At 72.1% G+C, this 16,128-nt stretch carries 17 protein-coding genes; 13 read left to right on the forward strand and 4 right to left on the reverse strand.

The window, feature by feature from the left end; translation table 11 throughout:
• The first annotated feature begins 149 nt into the window (after positions 1–149).
• From ACN6LM_RS18605 to ACN6LM_RS18635, 7 genes are read left to right on the forward strand one after another with little or no spacing between them, the layout of a single operon-like run.
• Complete coding sequence (locus tag ACN6LM_RS18605) at positions 150–458, forward strand: hypothetical protein (RefSeq protein ID WP_445066499.1); 309 nt, start codon at positions 150–152, stop codon at positions 456–458.
• 51 nt (positions 459–509) lie between these two features.
• Positions 510–1,316, forward strand: a complete 807-nt coding sequence (locus tag ACN6LM_RS18610) for a hypothetical protein (RefSeq protein WP_445066501.1) — start codon at positions 510–512, stop codon at positions 1,314–1,316.
• Between the two features lie 27 nt (positions 1,317–1,343).
• On the forward strand, positions 1,344–2,543 hold the full coding sequence (locus tag ACN6LM_RS18615) for a hypothetical protein (protein WP_445066502.1): 1,200 nt from the start codon (positions 1,344–1,346) through the stop codon (positions 2,541–2,543).
• On the forward strand, positions 2,530–4,029 hold the full coding sequence (locus tag ACN6LM_RS18620) for an SCO6880 family protein (RefSeq protein WP_445066504.1): 1,500 nt from the start codon (positions 2,530–2,532) through the stop codon (positions 4,027–4,029). The genes ACN6LM_RS18615 and ACN6LM_RS18620 overlap by 14 nt, the downstream gene beginning before the upstream one ends.
• A gap of 26 nt (positions 4,030–4,055) precedes the next feature.
• A complete protein-coding gene (locus ACN6LM_RS18625) occupies positions 4,056–5,519 on the forward strand; it encodes an ATP/GTP-binding protein (protein WP_445066505.1) in 1,464 nt (487 codons plus the stop codon).
• A complete protein-coding gene (locus tag ACN6LM_RS18630; RefSeq protein WP_445066506.1) occupies positions 5,516–7,261 on the forward strand; it encodes a type IV secretory system conjugative DNA transfer family protein in 1,746 nt (581 codons plus the stop codon). The genes ACN6LM_RS18625 and ACN6LM_RS18630 overlap by 4 nt, the downstream gene beginning before the upstream one ends.
• Positions 7,258–7,689 (forward strand): DUF4913 domain-containing protein, encoded by a 432-nt coding sequence (locus ACN6LM_RS18635; RefSeq protein WP_445066507.1) that lies wholly within the window; start codon positions 7,258–7,260, stop codon positions 7,687–7,689. Before ACN6LM_RS18630 ends, ACN6LM_RS18635 begins: the two co-directional genes overlap by 4 nt.
• A gap of 37 nt (positions 7,690–7,726) precedes the next feature.
• On the opposite strand, the gene ACN6LM_RS18640 is transcribed toward ACN6LM_RS18635, so the two are convergent.
• Both ACN6LM_RS18640 and ACN6LM_RS18645 read right to left on the reverse strand, forming a co-directional pair.
• Positions 7,727–8,374, reverse strand: a complete 648-nt coding sequence (locus ACN6LM_RS18640; protein ID WP_445066508.1) for a response regulator transcription factor — start codon at positions 8,372–8,374, stop codon at positions 7,727–7,729.
• On the reverse strand, positions 8,359–9,606 hold the full coding sequence (locus ACN6LM_RS18645) for a histidine kinase (RefSeq protein ID WP_445066509.1): 1,248 nt from the start codon (positions 9,604–9,606) through the stop codon (positions 8,359–8,361). Before ACN6LM_RS18645 ends, ACN6LM_RS18640 begins: the two co-directional genes overlap by 16 nt.
• Before the next feature lie 154 nt (positions 9,607–9,760).
• On the opposite strand from ACN6LM_RS18645, the gene ACN6LM_RS18650 reads away from it, so the two are divergent.
• On the forward strand, positions 9,761–10,177 hold the full coding sequence (locus ACN6LM_RS18650) for a hypothetical protein (RefSeq protein WP_445066511.1): 417 nt from the start codon (positions 9,761–9,763) through the stop codon (positions 10,175–10,177).
• Between the two features lie 13 nt (positions 10,178–10,190).
• Here ACN6LM_RS18650 and ACN6LM_RS18655 read toward each other — a convergent pair whose 3' ends face one another.
• Positions 10,191–10,685 carry a GNAT family N-acetyltransferase gene (locus ACN6LM_RS18655; protein WP_445066512.1) on the reverse strand — a complete coding sequence of 165 codons (495 nt, stop codon included), beginning with the start codon at positions 10,683–10,685 and terminating at the stop codon, positions 10,191–10,193.
• A gap of 49 nt (positions 10,686–10,734) precedes the next feature.
• Here ACN6LM_RS18655 and ACN6LM_RS18660 point away from each other — a divergent pair, with 49 nt between their 5' ends.
• On the forward strand, positions 10,735–11,550 hold the full coding sequence (locus ACN6LM_RS18660) for an exodeoxyribonuclease III (protein ID WP_445066514.1): 816 nt from the start codon (positions 10,735–10,737) through the stop codon (positions 11,548–11,550).
• A gap of 34 nt (positions 11,551–11,584) precedes the next feature.
• Here the strand turns inward: ACN6LM_RS18660 and ACN6LM_RS18665 are convergent, their stop codons facing one another.
• On the reverse strand, positions 11,585–12,226 hold the full coding sequence (locus tag ACN6LM_RS18665) for a MerR family transcriptional regulator (RefSeq protein WP_445066523.1): 642 nt from the start codon (positions 12,224–12,226) through the stop codon (positions 11,585–11,587).
• 205 nt (positions 12,227–12,431) lie between these two features.
• Between ACN6LM_RS18665 and ACN6LM_RS18670 the strand changes: the two genes are divergently transcribed.
• The 4 genes from ACN6LM_RS18670 to ACN6LM_RS18685 all read left to right on the forward strand — a co-directional run bounded on the left by ACN6LM_RS18670 (position 12,432) and on the right by ACN6LM_RS18685 (position 16,083).
• Positions 12,432–13,958, forward strand: a complete 1,527-nt coding sequence (locus ACN6LM_RS18670) for a flavin-containing monooxygenase (RefSeq protein WP_445066516.1) — start codon at positions 12,432–12,434, stop codon at positions 13,956–13,958.
• Complete coding sequence (locus tag ACN6LM_RS18675) at positions 13,955–14,914, forward strand: alpha/beta fold hydrolase (protein WP_445066517.1); 960 nt, start codon at positions 13,955–13,957, stop codon at positions 14,912–14,914. Before ACN6LM_RS18670 ends, ACN6LM_RS18675 begins: the two co-directional genes overlap by 4 nt.
• Positions 14,911–15,804: an SDR family oxidoreductase gene (locus ACN6LM_RS18680; protein WP_445066518.1), complete on the forward strand. Its 894-nt coding sequence runs from the start codon at positions 14,911–14,913 to the stop codon at positions 15,802–15,804. Before ACN6LM_RS18675 ends, ACN6LM_RS18680 begins: the two co-directional genes overlap by 4 nt.
• Before the next feature lie 87 nt (positions 15,805–15,891).
• On the forward strand, positions 15,892–16,083 hold the full coding sequence (locus tag ACN6LM_RS18685; protein WP_445066520.1) for a hypothetical protein: 192 nt from the start codon (positions 15,892–15,894) through the stop codon (positions 16,081–16,083).
• The last annotated feature ends 45 nt before the right edge of the window (positions 16,084–16,128 follow it).

The following is a 16,128-nucleotide window of genomic DNA, read 5'->3' on the forward strand; positions in this document are numbered from 1 at the left end:
CGTGCGGGTGCAGCCTAGTTCATGAATGTTCTTTGTTCGGAGGACATGTTTTCGATTCGCATCTATGATCGGCCCCGGCGGAGTGATGCGCTCTGCCGCACGCGCCTCGGCGATGTCATCCGCGGAGGCTGGAAATCCGGGGGCTCTTCATGCTGCATGACGTCTTGATGGCGGCGGGAGACGCGGTGAATGCCGCTCCCGCCCACCTCGCCGAAGTGGTCAATCCCGGCCAGGGAGCGGAGCCTCCCGGCGCGAGCAAGCTCAAGTCCATCCTGGGCTGGGTGGCCTGGATCGTCCTGGGACTGTGCGTCATGGGCGTCCTCGTCGTCGCGGGCCGGATGGCGATCTCCCACCAGCGCGGACAGGGCGGCGAGCACGCCACGGGCCTCGCCTACGTCCTGGGCGCGTGCATCCTGGTCGGCGCCGCGTCCGCCCTGGTCAACGCCTTGGTGGTCTGAGGCCCCGCGGCCTCGCGCGAGTGTGATCAACAGGACCAGGGGGGAAGAGGCGTGGGCAGTTCCGAGCAGGCGGGCGAGGAGACACCGGAGAGGGAGCGGAGCCCATTCGCGAAGCCGGGCTTCATCGCCTCGGCTGTGGGAATCGGCCTGATCGTGGTGCTCGGCGGCGTCGTCGTGCTGACCAGCACTCCGGGCGGGAAGAGCGAGGACGACGCACGTCCTGCGGCCCCCACGTCCGGCGTGCCCGCGTCCCCGGCCCCGCCCGCCCCGAAGGCCACCGCCTCTTCGGCCACGTCGTCCTGCCCCGCGCTGAAGGACACCGACACCTCGGAGGGCGGCATCGCCGACCTGCGCTCGATCGGGCTGAGCTGGAAGAAGCTCGGCCCGCTCAACCTCCCCCTCTCGCAGCAGTCGGGGCCGGCCGTCACCGACGGCCAGGTCGCCCGCTGCTTCGCCCACACCCCGCGCGGAGCACTGCTCGCACTCGCGAACATCTCCGTCCGCTCGGCCAACGGACCCGGCTGGCGGGACGTCGTTGAGCAGCAGGTGTACCCGGACGAGACCAAGGCGGTGTACGAGCAGTCGGTGGCGGCCAACCGCAGCGACTGGACCTCCGACTACCCGCCCGAGTTCGGCCTGCCCCAGCTGTCCGGCTACAAGCTGGTCTCCTACTCGGCGGACACGGCCGTGGTGGATCTCGCCTTCCAGACACCGGGCGGCAAGGTCCTGTCGATGCCGCTGACCGCGCGCTGGCACCAGGGGGACTGGAAGCAGAAGATGGCGCCGGACGGCGGGCAGACGGAACTCGCCGCCCCCAAGGACACCATCGACGGCTACATGATGTTTCCCCGGGGGTGATCGTTCGTGGGTAGCTGCTGGAACCCCATGAACTGGGGGGACTGCGCCGCCGACAAGGCGTCCGACGTCGGCGCGAGCGCGTTCACGGGCATCGTCAACTGGCTGACCGAGGGGCTCGGGAAGCTCGTCGGGACCGTGATGACGTGGTGGGTGCGCATCCCCACGCCCAGCCTCGAAGGCAACGGGAACGGCGTCAAGGGCGATCCGGTCGGATGGATCTGGCTCCATACGGGGTGGATCACGACATGGATAGCCGTTCTGTGCCTGCTCGTCGCCGCGGGAAGGATGGCCGTCACCCGGCGTGGTGACGCCGCCGTCGAAGCGGCCAAGGGGATGCTGACCCTGACCGTCGTCACAGCGGCGAGCGTGGGCGGTTTCAATCTCCTCGCCCAGGCTTCGGACTCCTTCTCCACGTGGATCATCAAGGAGGCGTACGGCGGCAAGGAGTTCGGCGAGGCCGTCGTCGGATGGCTCGGGCTCTCCATGATGGTGGGCTTCAACGGCCCCGTCATCGCGCTGATCCTCGCGTTGATCGCCACCCTGGCCTGCGTGGCCCAGGTGGGCCTCATGATGGTGCGTACGGCCATGCTGGTGCTGCTCGTCGGCACGCTGCCGCTGAGCGCCGCCGCGTCGTCGACCCCTGCCGGGCAGGCGTGGTTCCGGAAGTCGCTGGGCTGGCTGATCGCCTTCATCCTCTACAAGCCCGCGGCGGCGATCGTGTACGCGACGGCGATCCGGATGACGGCCATCGTCGGCGACGGCGAGGCAGACTCCGGCACCATGCTGATGTCGATCTGCGGCATCATGCTGATGATTCTGGCCCTCGTCGCCCTGCCCGCCCTGATGCGCTTCACCACCCCGCTGGTACAGGCGGCCGGCTCCGGTGGCTCCGGGGGCAAGGCCGCGGCGGGCATGGGCCGGGCGGTGGCCAGTGGCGCCAAGCGGGTCGGCCAGATGCGCAACTCCTCCTCCGGGCCCCCGCCGCCGAACGGCCCGCAGGCGCCCATGGGGGCGCGCACCGCGCCGGGCACGCCCAGCCTCGCCAAGACCGGCTCCATGACCACGGCGTCGAAGGCGACGGGCGGAGTGGCCATGAAGGCGTCCGCCGCGGGAGGCCCCGTCGGCATCGCGGTCGCGGTCACCGCGGCCGCGGTCAAGAGCGCGAAGGGAGCGGCCAACAAGGCCGTGGAGAACTCAGCGAACAGAGGCCCCGATGGCAGCAAGTGAGATCAGCGGACCGCGTACCTACGGGAACTGGCGGAAGCCCACCTCGCCGGGCATCCACGGCCTCGGCATGGCGGGCACCATGGTGCTGCTCGGCGGCATGATCATGGTCGTCCTGGCCATGCTCATCTCGGTCTGGCTCGCCGTCGGGCTCGGGGTGGTCGTCGTGCTGTCCCTGGCGCCCCTGCTCATGCGCGACCGGCACGGTCGCAACGGGCTGCAGCGGGTCACCGCACGGTTCGCTTTCGCGCGCGGGAAGTCGTCGGGGAAGAACGTCTACCGCTCGGGCCCGCTGGGCCGCACCGCCTACGGAACGTGCCAACTCCCGGGCCTCGCGGCCACGTCGACGCTCACCGAGAGCGTCGACGCCCACGGGAACCCCTTCGCCCTGCTGAGCGTCCCCCTGACCAACCACCACACCGCCGTACTGCAGTGCGACGCCGACGGCGCCTCCCTCGTGGACGAGGAGCAGGTGGACACCTGGGTGGCGCACTGGGGCCAGTGGCTGGCCTCCCTCGCGTACGAGCCCGGTCTCGTCGCCTGCTCGGTGACGATCGAGGCCGCCCCCGACCCGGGCACCCGCCTCGAACGCGAGATCACGGAGAACATGGACCCGGCCGCGCCACCGCTCGCGCAGCAGGTCCTGCACGAGGTCATGCGCACCTACCCGGCGGGCTCGGCGACCCTGTCCACCCGTATCGCCCTCACCTACTCAGGCGCGGCCCGCCCCGGCCAGAAGCGGCGCGACGCGGCCGGGATGGCCGAGGTCATCGGCCTGCGCCTGCCCGGGCTGGCCGCCAACCTCGCGATGACCGGGGCAGGACCGGCACGCCCGATGAGCGCCGCCGACCTCACCGACGCGGTCCGGGTGGCGTACGACCCCTCGGTCGCCGTCCTGGTCGAGGAGGCGCGCGGCAACGGAGGCACCGGCATCACCTGGAACGACGCCGGCCCCATCGGGGCGGAGGAGTCCTGGGACCACTACCGGCACGACGGCGCCCACTCCATCACCTGGTCGATGAGCGAGGCCCCGCGGGGCGAGGTCTTCTCCTCCGTACTGACCTCGCTGCTGCTGCCCCACCCCGACATCAGCCGGAAGCGCGTCACCCTCCTCTACCGCCCGCACGACCCGGCCACCGCCGCCCGAGTGGTCGAACGCGACCACAAGGACGCCCTGTTCAAGGCCCAGCAGGCCAAGGTCGAGAACGCCAGGGACTCCGTCGGTGTCCGCGCCGCCGAGCAGGCGGCCCGGGAGGAGGCGACCGGCGCCGGCGTCGTGCGGTTCGGGATGCTGGTCACCGCGACCGTCCTGGACCGGGAGGACCTGGAGCGCGCGGCGGCGGCCGTCGACAACCTGTCCGCGCCCGCCAGGGTCGCACTGCGCCGGGTGCACGGTTCACAGGCATCCGCGTTCGCGGCGGCCCTGCCCATCGGCATCGTGGTGCCGCACCACCTGCGCGTACCCCAAGCCGTACGCGACGCCATGTAGCCGTAAGCCGCAAGGGGAGAAGAACGTTGGCAAAGAAGAAGACCCCGGCCGCGCCACGGCCCCCGGGCCCCGGTTCGCGCGGCTGGCCGGGCAGGGGCGGGGGGAGCGCCGCGTACGTGGAGGCCGCCCCCGAGTGGCGGGGGACCACGGTGCAGGTCTGCGGCATGTGGCCGTTCGCGGCCGGGTCGGGGACCCCCATGGTCGGCGTGCCACTGGGGCGCGACCTGATCTCCGGCGCGGCCGTGTGCTGCGATCCGATCTCCTGGTTCCAGCGTGCCAATCTGCTGCTCAACCCGTCCGCGTTCGTGCTCGGGAAGCCGGGGCTGGGCAAGTCGACGGTGGTACGCCGCATGGCGCTCGGCCTCGCCGGGTACGGCACCTACCCCATGGTCTTCGGCGACCTCAAGCCCGACTACGCGGACCTCGTCGACGCGCTCGGCGGGCAGGTCATCACGATGGGCCGCGGCCGGGGCTACCTCAACCCGCTCGACACCTCGATCGCCGCGGACGCCGCCGCCCGGCTGACCGGCGAGGCGAGGCGCGCGCTCATCGCCGACGCGCACGGGCGCCGGCTGAACGCCGTGTCCGCGCTGCTGACGATCTCCCGTGGCGAACCGCCGAGCGACCGGGAGGAGACGATCATCGCCGCCGCCCTGACGGTCCTCGACGACCGGCACGAGGGCAGCCCGGTCATGGCCGACCTGCTGCGCGTCGTGCACGAGGCGCCGGAGCTCGTCAGGTCCGTCGCCCTGGACCGGGGCAGCCTCGGGCGTTACCGGGACATCACGGAGTCGCTGGAGTCCTCGCTGACGGGTCTCCTCGGACAGGGGCGCCTCGGCGACATGTTCGCGCACCCCACCTCGGTCCCCATGAACACGGACCGGCCCGTGTGCTTCGACGTCTCCTCCATCGACGACTCCGAAGTCCTCCTGCAGGCGGCGGCGCTGCTGTCCTGCTGGACGTACGGGTTCAGTGCCGTGGCGGCGTCCCAGGCGCTCGCCGACGCCGGTCTCGAACCCCAGCGCCACTACTTCGTCATCCTCGACGAGCTGTGGCGGGTGCTGCGGGCCGGCCGTGGACTGGTCGACCGGGTCGACGCGTTGACCCGCCTCAACCGGCAGCGCGGCGTCGGCATGGCGATGATCACCCACACCATGTCCGACCTGCTCGCGCTGTCCGCGGAGGAGGACCGGATGAAGGCCAAGGGCTTCGTGGAACGCGCCGGCATGGTGATCTGCGGAGGGCTTCCCGGCGCCGAGATGCCCCAGCTGAACCAGGTGGTCGCCATGTCGGGCGTCGAGCAGGAAATGATCAGTGGCTGGTCGACGCCGCCCGCCTGGGACGCGGGCGCCGGCCGTGAGGCGCCCCCGCCGGGGCGCGGCAAGTTCCTCATCAAGGTCGGTGGCCGGCCGGGCATCCCGCTCCAGGTGGAGCTGACCCGTGCCGAACTCGCCGTCAACGACACGAACCGCAGGTGGGCCTCCACATGACGGCCACCGAGGGGAAGCGGGGGGCCGGCTCGGAGGTGGGCCCCTTCCTCTTCCTGGGAGTGGTGTTCACCGCCGCCCTCGCCGTGCTGGGGTGCTGGGGCGCCGCCCAGGCGGGGGCCGCGGTCGACGGCGGGCCCGCGCCCGCCGCCAATCCGTTCGTCTACGTCATCGGGCTGCCCGGCGGTACGTCGCGATGGCCCGGGACGTCGGCCACGATCGTCGCGGTGGGGGAGGGCGTCGCGGTCCTCGTGGCCGCCGCGCTCGTCCTCCGCGCCCGCCTGAAGAGCGACTCCCGGCCCGCCATCGACCGCGCGGCCCGCCACCTGGCCCGGGGGAAGGACCTCGACAAGCTCAGCGCGAAGGGCGCCGCCGCCACCGCGGCCCGCCTGGGAACGAAGTCCGCGACCCCCGGTGTGTTCATCGGGAGGACCGTGAACGGCGCCCGCCCGCTGTACGGGTCCTTCGAGGACATGCACATCGACATCTGGGGCCCCCGCACCGGCAAGACCACCCGGCGGGCGATCCCCGCGATCCTCGACGCGCCCGGCTCCGTACTCGTCACCTCCAACAAGCGCGACGTCGTCGACGCCACCCGCGGCCCCCGGGGCGCGAAGGGGGAGGTCTGGGTCTTCGACCCGCAGGGCCGGGCCGGGGAGCCTCCTTCGTGGTGGTGGAACCCCTTGGGGTACGTCACGGACGTCTCGCGCGCCCGGAAGCTGGCCGGCCACTTCGCACTGGGCTCGCGCGAGCAGGGGGCCAGCACCGACGCGTTCTTCGAACCGGCCGGACAGGACCTCCTGGCGAACCTGCTCCTGGCCGCCGCCGAGTCCGGGGCCCCCATCACCCAGGTCTACCAATGGCTGACCAGGCCGAAGGACGACACCCCCGTCCGGATCCTGCGCACCCACGGCCACGAACTGCCCGCCGATTCCGTCGAAGGCGTCGTGACCGCGCCGGAGAAGCAGCGCGGCGGTATCTACGGCACCGCCATGCAGATGGCCTCCTGCCTGGTGAACCCGGCCGTCCATCCCTGGATCACGCAGGGCCGGTCCATGGCCAAACGCCGTGAGTTCGTGCCGGCGGACTTCGTCGCCGAGGGCACCGGCACGCTGTATTCCCTCTCCCGGGAGGGCAAGGACTCGGCGGGCCCCCTGGTGACCGCCCTGACCGTCGCCGTCGTGGAGGCGGCCGAGGAGGCCGCGACGGTGCAGCCCGGCGGCCGGCTGACCGTTCCCCTGCTCGGTGTGCTCGACGAGGCGGCCAACGTCTGCCGATGGGCGGACCTGCCCGACCTGTACTCCCACTACGGCTCACGCGGCATCATCCTCATGACGATCCTGCAGTCCTGGGCCCAGGGGATCGAGGTCTGGGGCGAGAAGGGCATGGAGAAGCTCTGGTCGGCGGCGAACATCCGGCTGTACGGGGGCGGTGTCTCCGACACCCGCTTCCTCGGCGACCTCTCGCAGCTGGCCGGGGAGTTCGAAGCCGAGACCGTGGCGGTCTCCTACCAGCCCGCGCAGTCGGGCGCGGGGCTGTTCTCCAACCGCTCGACCAACCACTCCCCGCGCCGGGAACGCGTTCTGGACGTGGCCGACCTCGGTGCGATGCCGCCCGGCCGCGCCCTGGTGCTGGCCTCCGGCGCACCACCCGTCCTGGTCGCGACCATCCCGTGGTGGGAGGGGCGGTACGCCCAGGACGTACGCGCCTCGCTCGACGCATACGACCCCGGAGCCCGCCCGTGACCGACATCTGGATGGACGCCGACGTGCCGGAGAGCGCGGAGCCGGACGGCGATGAGCCGGTCTTCGCCTCCCTCGACGCATTCGTCACCGATCACCTCGCGCAGATGATCCGCCGCCGCATCAACGGCACCACACTGACGTGGTGCCCCGCCTGGTGGAAGCACGCGGAGGCGATCTCGCGCCTGGACGCCGTGTGGCGGGCCTGGGAGCACCTGCGACTGGACGAGAACCTCGGCATGTCCACCTGGTGGCTCTACCACTGCGACCCGCACCTCAGCGCTCTCCTCGACGCGGACACCGGCCCCTTCTCCGCCTGTTCCCCCACCGACGGCCATACCGCCTACCCTCACCCCCCGCTGCCCCTGGAGCCGTCGGACCCGGCGATGTGGACCGGAACCGGGTTCCTGGCCCGCGAGGACGGCCGGTAGCCGGCGTACGGGCGCGCACGCCGGGGAACGGCCCCTCTCACGCCCGGTGCAGGAACGCCAGCACCGCCAGCACCCGGCGGTTGTTCGAGCCGTCGTCCGTGATGCCCAGCTTGCCGAACAGCGAGGTCGTGTACTTGCTGATCGCGCTGTCGCTGAGGAACAGGCGGCCCGCGATGGCCTGGTTGGAGAGGCCCTCGGCCATCAGTGCCAGGACGGCGTGCTCGCGCTCGGTGAGTCCGTCGAGTCGGCGGTGGGACGAGCCGCTGGACAGGAGCTTCGCGATGACCGCCGGGTCCATGGCCGTGCCGCCGGCCGCGACCCGTTCCAGCGCGTCGATGAACTGGTCCGCGTCGAACACGCTCTCCTTCAGGAAGTAGCCGACGCCGCCCGACCCGTCGGCCAGCAACTCGCGGGCGTACAGCTGCTCCACGTACTGGGACAGGACCAGCACCGGCAGCCCCGGCATCTCGGCGCGGGCGGCGAGGGCCGCGCGCAGGCCCTCGTCCGTCTGCGTCGGCGGCATGCGGACGTCCAACACCGCCACGTCCGGGCGGAACTCGCGCAGGGCGGCCAGCGTCTCCGGCCCGGTCGCGGCCGTGCCCACCACCTCGTGGCCGTAGGCCTCGATGAGACGGACCATGCCGTCACGCAGGAGATACAGGTCCTCCGCTACAACGATTCGCATGGCACCATGATCCTCGCGAGAGTCGGTCCGCCGGCCGGACTCGTGAGGTCGAGGCGGCCGTCGAACACGGCGAGGCGCCGCCGCAGCCCCGCGAGCCCGCCGCCGTCCCGGACGACCGCGCCGCCGCGCCCGTCGTCCTCCGCCTCCACGACGAGGCCCGTGCCGTCCTGGGCGAGGGTGATCCGCATCCGCGTCGCGCGGGCGTGCTTGACCGCGTTGGTCAGCAGCTCGGCGATGCCGAAGTAGACGGCCGACTCGACGGGCGCGTCCAGCCGTTCCGGCACGTCCGCGACGACCTCCGTTTCGAGCGGGCTGTCGAGGGCGAGAGCGCGTACGGCGTCGACGAGACCCCGGTCGTTGAGCACGGGCGGGTTGATCCCGTGCACCAGGTCGCGCAGCTCGGTCAGCGAGGCGGTGGCGCCCGCCCGCGCCTCGCGCATCAGCGCCCTGGCCCTGTCCGGGTCGGTCTCCATCAGTTTCTCCACCGTCGCCAGGGACATCCCGAGCGCGACGAGCCGGGCCTGCGCCCCGTCGTGCAGATCCCGTTCGATCCGGCGGATCTCGGCGGCCTGGGCCACCGTCGCATCGGCCCGCTGCCCCGTGAGTTCGTCCACCCGGTCCGCGAGCGCCATCCGCGCGGACGGCCGCAGGAAACGGACCGCGACCGGGGTGACCGGCCGCCAGGCGTACGGGGAGGAGGCGACGGCCACGAGGAGGCCGAGGAGCCGGGCCGGCCTGCCCGTACCCAGTCCGACGGCGCCCCACACCACTCCCGCGAGCGGCACGCACGCCACGATCCCCGCCGTGAACGGGGCGAGCAGCGTGAACCGCAGATCGCGCCAGTTGGCCGGGTCCTTCCAGCGCAGCCGCCACCGCTGGTCCATGAGGGCGTCCCGGCGGGTGCGGTGGTAGTCGAAGCCGTTCCACCAGAAGCCCGTGGCCATGCGCGTCACCGGCGGGGCGCTCCGGTAGCCGGACGGGATCCCGGTCCCGGACCAGCGGGCGACCAGCGCGCGGACCGCCCGGCACACGGGGCGCGTCAGGGCGAGCGTTCCCACGCACACCAGCACCGACGGGCCGACCCACGACCAGGGGTTCGTCGCGCCCCACCCCACGCCCCACGCCACCGCGCCCGCCCACACGGCGGGGACCAGCAGCGTGACGGCGGCGACGGCGCACGCCCGTACGAACCCGATACCCGCCCCGGCCGCCCACGACCCCAGCACTCTCATCGCCTGCTGCCTCCCCGCGTCCGTCCCGATGCACCCACTCTGCACCGCGCGGAGTGCGCGGAGGCCCGGTCCGGGCGAGGAGTGGGTCTGGACCCACCCCCTTGTGCGCCCAGACGCATACCGTGCCGGACCGGCGCTTCCTAGCGTCGTCACCATGACCTCGAACACGAATCTCCAGTCCGACGCCCTGCGGGCCCTCACCTCGGCGCGCCGGAGCATCACGCTCTACGGCGCGCTCACCGCCGCCGCCCTCGGCGCGGTCGTCGTGGTGGCCGCCACCGGTCACACGGTGAACACCTTCATGTGGGTCCGCGCGGTCCTGCTCCCGGTGATCGCGTACGTACTGCTCCGCATCACGGCCTCGGCCGCCGGGGGGTCCCGCCGCGCCTTCGAGCGCCTGAGCACCCTGGCGGTGATCATGCCCATCGCCATCATCGGCGTCGACCTGGTCCCGGGCGTGTGCCCGCCCTGGTACGCGGTCACGCAGACGCTGTGCATGCTGCCGGTGATCCGCGTCGCGTTCCTCACCCGGGGGACGGCCCTGAAGACGGCGTTTCCGAAGGCGGGGTGAGGGGGACGCCGCCTCAGGCGGCGCCGTTCCCCCGCAGCGGCTTCGCGAAGCAGCGGCTGCTGTCGTACGTGCGGTAGTGGCCGAACTTCTCGCACGGGGTGTAGCCGCTGGAGAGGTACAGGGCGATGGCCTCCGGCTGACGGTCGCCGGTCTCCAGGACCATGCGGGTGCGGCCGGCGGCGCGGGCGTCCGCCTCCAGGGCGGCCAGGATGCGGCGGGCGAGGCCCTGGCCGCGGCCCTCCGGTATGACGTACATCCGCTTCAGCTCGGCGTCGCCGTCCGAGTACCCCTCGTCGTTGCGCTCCTGGGAGCGCCAGCCGCCCGTGGCGACGGGCTGCTCCGACGCGTCGTACGCGATCAGGTACAGGCCGTGAGGCGGGTCGAACATCGTGGGGTCCAGCGGTGTGACATCGCCCCCATCGCCGTAGCGCTCGGCGTACTCCAGTTGCACGCGGTCGTTGAGTTTGACGGCATCGGGGTGGTCGAAGGCCCGAGTGTGGATATTCATGCGATGCATCGTACATGTATGCGGCATCATTGACCGGTATCGTGCCGGAATGCTCACCGTGACCTCCGTGAATGTAAACGGACTCCGCGCCGCCGCCAAGAAGGGCTTCGTCGAGTGGCTGGCGCAGACCGACGCCGACGTGATCTGCCTCCAGGAGGTGCGCGCCGAGCCCGAGCAGCTGCCCGCGGACGTGCGTGACCCCGAGGGCTGGCACACCGTCCACGCGCCGGCCGCCGCCAAGGGCCGGGCCGGGGTCTCCCTCTACTCGCGGCGCGCCCCCGAGCGGGTGCAGATCGGCTTCGGCGGTCACGGGCACGCCGGGTGCGAGGAGTTCGACACGAGCGGGCGGTACGTCGAGATCGACCTGCCCGGCGTCACGGTCGCGAGCCTCTACCTGCCCTCCGGTGAGGTCGGCACCGAACGGCAGGACGAGAAGGAGCGCTTCATGGCCGCCTTCCTGCCCTACCTCGTCGGGCTGAAGGCGCGTGCCGCCGCCGAGGGCCGCGAGGTCGTCGTCTGCGGTGACTGGAACATCGCCCACCAGGAAGCCGACCTCAAGAACTGGCGCGCCAACCGCAAGAGCTCCGGCTTCCTCCCCGAGGAGCGCGCGTGGCTGACCCGGGTCTTCGCGGAGGCCGCGTACGTCGATGTCGTACGCGCCCTGCACCCGGACGTCGAGGGCCCGTACTCGTGGTGGTCGTACCGGGGGCGCGCGTTCGACAACGACACCGGCTGGCGCATCGACTACCAGGTCGCGACCCCCGGCCTCGCCGGCCGCGCGGTGAAGGCGTGGGTCGAGCGGGCGGCCACGCACGGCGAACGGTGGAGCGACCACGCGCCGGTGACGGTGGTGTACGAGCAGTAGGAGCGGGGCGGGGGCGGCCCGTCGGCGCCCCCCCCTACGCCTCCGGTTCCTCCGGCTTCCGCCGCAGCCTCCGGTCCAGCGCCATGGACAGCTCCGCGTCTATCACCGCGCGTGCCAGGGGCCGCAGTTGGGGCGGTTCCGGGTCCGTCTCCGCGCCGTGCTCCTGGAGCACCGAGACGAACAGGTCCGCCAGCGCCTCCGCGTGCGCGCGGACCTGGCGGCCCGTCGACAGCACCGCGGACAGCGGCACGCCCTCCCGGACCAGCTCGGCCGAGACGTCCAGCAGGCGGCGGCTGATGTGGACGATCTCCTCGCCGTCCGTCCCCAGGTAGCCCAGCTCCATCGCCAGCGCCAGGTTCTCCGGCGTGGACTCGCCCTCGAAGTAGTCCGCCAGCTGCTCGGGCGTCAGGCGGACCGGGGTCTCCTCGGACGGTTCGCCCAGGCCCAGCACCTCCGCGACATCGCGTCCGCTCTCGAACGTACGGGCGAGATCGGCGATGCCGGTCAGGGTGTGGCCGCGCTCCAGAAGGCCCGTGATGGTGCGCAGGCGGGCCAGGTGGTGGTCGTCGTACCAGGCGATGCGGCCCTCGCGGCGGGGTGGCGAGATCAGGCCGCGCTCACGGTAGAAGCGCACGGTCCGCACGGGGATGCCGGCCTCCTTGGCCAGCTCCTCCATGCGGTACTCGCGGTGCCCGGGTCCATCTGCCACCCCCGCACCTTATCCGCCTCCCCGGCGAGAAGAACGCGTGCGAGCCGCAAGTTGTACCGCCGGTAACTTTCCTCCGTCCGCCCCCTACCCATCGGTACTCCGCTGCTCTACCCTCCCAACCATGCCAGTGATTGCTGGCAGAGTCGTGTGACGTACCGCGGGAGGCGGCAGCATGGCCCAGCACGAGCATGTACGCGTGGCGGTGATCGGATCCGGATTCGGGGGCCTCGGCGCCGCGGTCCGGCTGCGGCGCGAAGGCATCACCGATTTCGTGATCCTGGAACGGGCCGGTTCCGTCGGCGGCACCTGGCGCGACAACAGCTACCCCGGATGCGCCTGCGACGTACCGTCCCACCTCTACTCCTTCTCGTTCGCCCCCAACCCCGAGTGGCCGCGCACCTTCTCCGGGCAGGAGCACATCCGCGCCTACCTGGAGCACGTCGCCGACACCTTCGGGCTCCGCGCCCACCTGCGCCTCGACCACGAGGTGAAGCAGATGCGCTGGGACAACGACGAGCTGCACTGGGTCATCGACAGCGCCAACGGCAACACCGTCGTCGCGGACGTCGTCGTCTCCGCGACCGGGCCGCTCTCCGACCCGAAGATGCCCGACATCCCGGGGCTCGCCGACTTCCCCGGCACGGTCTTCCACTCCGCCCGCTGGGACCACGACGCCGACCTCACCGGCAAGCGCGTCGCGATGATCGGCACCGGCGCCTCCGCCATCCAGATCGTCCCCGCGATCCAGCCGAAGGCCGGCAAGCTGACGCTCTTCCAGCGCACCCCGCCCTGGGTCATGCCCCGCATGGACCGGAAGATCAGCGGCGCCGAGCAGTGGCTCCACCGCACCCTGCCCGCCACCGGCGCCGCCCGCCGCGGACTCCTCTGGGGCATCAGGGAGTTGCAGGTCAGCGCCTTCACCAAGCACCCCGACCAGCTCGGCCTGGTGGAGCGCATAGCGAAGTCCAACATGGCCCGCGCCATCAAGGACCCGGCCCTCCGCGCCAAGCTGACCCCCTCGTACCGCATCGGCTGCAAGCGCATCCTGCTGTCGAGCACGTACTACCCCGCCCTGGCCCAGCCCAATGTCGACGTCGTCGCCTCCGGCCTCGCCGAGGTCCGCGGCTCCACGGTCGTCGCCTCCGACGGTACGGAGGCCGAGGTCGACGCGATCATCTTCGGCACCGGCTTCCACGTGACCGACATGCCGATCGCCGAACGCGTCGTCGGCGCCGACGGGATCACGCTCACCGAGTCCTGGAAGGACGGCATGCAGGCGCTGCGCGGCGCCAGCGCGGCCGGCTTCCCCAACTGGATGACGATCATCGGCCCCAACACCGGGCTCGGGAACTCCTCGATGATCCTCATGATCGAGTCCCAGCTGAACTACATGGCCGACTACCTGCGCCAGTTGAACCTCCTCGGCGGCAAGGCGGCCCTCGACGCCCGCCCCTCCGCCGTCAACACCTGGAACCGCCGCGTCCAGGACCGCATGAAGCGCACCGTCTGGAACACCGGCGGCTGCAACAGCTGGTACCTGGACGCCAACGGCCGCAACACCACCGTCTGGCCCGGCACCACCGCCGAGTTCCGCAAGGCCACCCGGACCGTCGACCTGGCCGAATACCAGGTCCTGCGTCCACCCGTCCCCGCCCAGCGCACGTCCGGCGACACCGTCTCCGAGGAGGCCGTCCGATGAGCCGACCCCTGCCCGTCGCGGGCCGCCGCCCCGTCGCGGCCCGCGAACTCCTCGCCGTCTCCGCCGACGGCTCCCGGATACACGTCGAGATCCACGGCCAGGAGGGCGCGCCAGCCGTCGTCCTCTCCCACGGCTGGACCTGCAACACCAGCTTCTGGGACGCCCAGATACGGGACCTCGCCGTCGACCACCGCGTCATCGCCTACGACCAGCGCGGCCACGGCACCTCGCCCGCCGCCGCCCGCGACGGCTACACCACCGACGCGCTCGCCGACGACCTCGAAGCCGTCCTCGCCGCGACCCTCGCCCCCGGCGAGAAGGCAGTCCTGGCAGGGCACTCCATGGGCGGTATGACGATCATGTCCGCCTCCCGCCGCCCCAAGCTGCGCGAGCACGCCGTCGCCGTCCTGCTGTGCAGCACCGGCAGCTCCCGGCTCCTCGCCGAGTCGCTGGTCGTCCCGATGCGCGCCGGAGCCGTACGCACCCGCCTCACCCGCGCCATCCTCGGCGCGCGCGCCCCCCTTGGGCCGGTTACACCGGTTTCACGACGGATACTGAAGTACGGGACGATGGGCGCCGGTTCGGCCCCCGACCGGGTCGACACCTGCGCCCGCATCGTGCACGCCTGCCCCCGCATACCCCGGGTCGCCTGGGGCCACGTCCTCGCGGAGCTCGATCTCGAGGAGGGCGTACGGGAGTTGCGCGTGCCCACCGCGGTCATCGCGGGTACGGAGGACCGGCTCACGCCGCCCGTCCACGCCCGCGCCATCGCGGCGGCCCTGCCCGACTGCCTCGGCCTCACCGAGCTGACGGGCATGGGGCACATGACGCCCGTGGAGGCGCCGGAGACCGTCACGGCGAAGATACGGGAACTGGTCACCGCCTACCTTCCGGGCGGCCCGGACAAGGGCGCGCGGAGTAGTACAGACATCGAGGGCAAGGAGGAGGTCGCGTGAGCGGCACGGGAAATCTCGAAGGACAGGTCGTCGTCGTCACCGGCGCGGCACGCGGCGTCGGCGAACTCCTCGCCCGCAAGCTCTCCGCCCGGGGCGCGATCCTCGCCCTCGTCGGCCTCGAACCCGACGAGCTGAAGAAGGTCTCGGCCCGCCTCCACGGCGAGAGCGACCACTGGCACGCCGACGTCACCGACCACGAGGCCATGGCCCGCGTCGCCCAGGAGGTGAAGGCCCGCTTCGGCAAGATCGACATCGTCGTCGCCAACGCGGGCGTCGCCACCGGCGGCCCCCTGGTCGACTCGGACCCGGTCGCCTGGCGCCGCGTCATCGAGGTCAACCTCATCGGCGGCGCGGTGACGGCCCGCGCCTTCCTGCCCGTCCTCATGGAGAGCCGGGGCTACTTCCTCCAGATCGCGTCCCTCGCCGCGATGACCCCGGCCCCGATGATGAGCGCCTACTGCGCCTCCAAGTCGGGCGTCGAGGCGTTCGCGCACAGCCTGCGCGGCGAGGTCGGCTACAAGGGCGTGAAGGTCGGCGTCGGCTACCTCTCCTGGACCGACACCGACATGGTGCGCGGCGCCGACGAGGACGACGTCATGCGCGACCTGCGCAAGCGCCTCCCGTGGCCCACCAACCGCACGTACCCGCTCGGCCCCGCCGTCGACCGCATCGTCGCCGGCATCGAGCGCCGTTCCGCCCACGTCTACGCCCAGTGGTGGCTGCGCGGCATGCAGTCCGTACGCGGCTACCTGCCGACCCTCATCGGCGTCGTCGGCCAGCGCGAGATGCGCCGCTTCGGCCCGCGCATGGAGGGCCGGAGCCGGGGCCTCGTCGGCGCCGGAGGCGCCGCTGACCAGGACGAACGCGCAACGCGCACGCAGCGTGAGTGATCGACATGCGGAGCGTGGTCGGCCGTGTGAATCTGGTCGAGGCCCCACCGGGGCCGAACCCCCACGCATCACATAGGAGTGAACAGCATGGCGATCGCCGACCAGTTCAAGGACAAGGCCAAGAACCTCGCCGGCCAGGCGCAGGACCAGGCGAAGGACCGCAAGGGCCAGGGCCAGGGCCGCGACCGCGCCAAGGACGCGACCCAGCAGGGCCGCGACCGCGCGAAGGGCGCCGCCCAGCGCGCCCAGGACGAGGCCGGCGAGCGCTTCGACCGCTAACGGCCGTGCGGTGACGCCGAGGGGCGCGCCCGGATTCCTAGATCG

Source organism: Streptomyces sp. SAS_281, from assembly GCF_052542855.1.

Excerpts from the sequence above, each read along its gene's own strand:
- ACN6LM_RS18645 (WP_445066509.1), bottom strand. The coding sequence starts at position 9,606 with ATGAGAGTGCTGGGGTCGTGGGCGGCCGGGGCGGGTATCGGGTTCGTA.
- ACN6LM_RS18685 (WP_445066520.1), top strand. The coding sequence starts at position 15,892 with ATGGCGATCGCCGACCAGTTCAAGGACAAGGCCAAGAACCTCGCCGGC.
- ACN6LM_RS18640 (WP_445066508.1), bottom strand. The coding sequence starts at position 8,374 with ATGCGAATCGTTGTAGCGGAGGACCTGTATCTCCTGCGTGACGGCATG.
- ACN6LM_RS18615 (WP_445066502.1), top strand. The coding sequence starts at position 1,344 with ATGAACTGGGGGGACTGCGCCGCCGACAAGGCGTCCGACGTCGGCGCG.
- ACN6LM_RS18650 (WP_445066511.1), top strand. The coding sequence starts at position 9,761 with ATGACCTCGAACACGAATCTCCAGTCCGACGCCCTGCGGGCCCTCACC.
- ACN6LM_RS18660 (WP_445066514.1), top strand. The coding sequence starts at position 10,735 with ATGCTCACCGTGACCTCCGTGAATGTAAACGGACTCCGCGCCGCCGCC.
- ACN6LM_RS18675 (WP_445066517.1), top strand. The coding sequence starts at position 13,955 with ATGAGCCGACCCCTGCCCGTCGCGGGCCGCCGCCCCGTCGCGGCCCGC.
- ACN6LM_RS18620 (WP_445066504.1), top strand. The coding sequence starts at position 2,530 with ATGGCAGCAAGTGAGATCAGCGGACCGCGTACCTACGGGAACTGGCGG.
- ACN6LM_RS18630 (WP_445066506.1), top strand. The coding sequence starts at position 5,516 with ATGACGGCCACCGAGGGGAAGCGGGGGGCCGGCTCGGAGGTGGGCCCC.
- ACN6LM_RS18670 (WP_445066516.1), top strand. The coding sequence starts at position 12,432 with ATGGCCCAGCACGAGCATGTACGCGTGGCGGTGATCGGATCCGGATTC.
- ACN6LM_RS18665 (WP_445066523.1), bottom strand. The coding sequence starts at position 12,226 with ATGGAGGAGCTGGCCAAGGAGGCCGGCATCCCCGTGCGGACCGTGCGC.
- ACN6LM_RS18655 (WP_445066512.1), bottom strand. The coding sequence starts at position 10,685 with ATGAATATCCACACTCGGGCCTTCGACCACCCCGATGCCGTCAAACTC.
- ACN6LM_RS18605 (WP_445066499.1), top strand. The coding sequence starts at position 150 with ATGCTGCATGACGTCTTGATGGCGGCGGGAGACGCGGTGAATGCCGCT.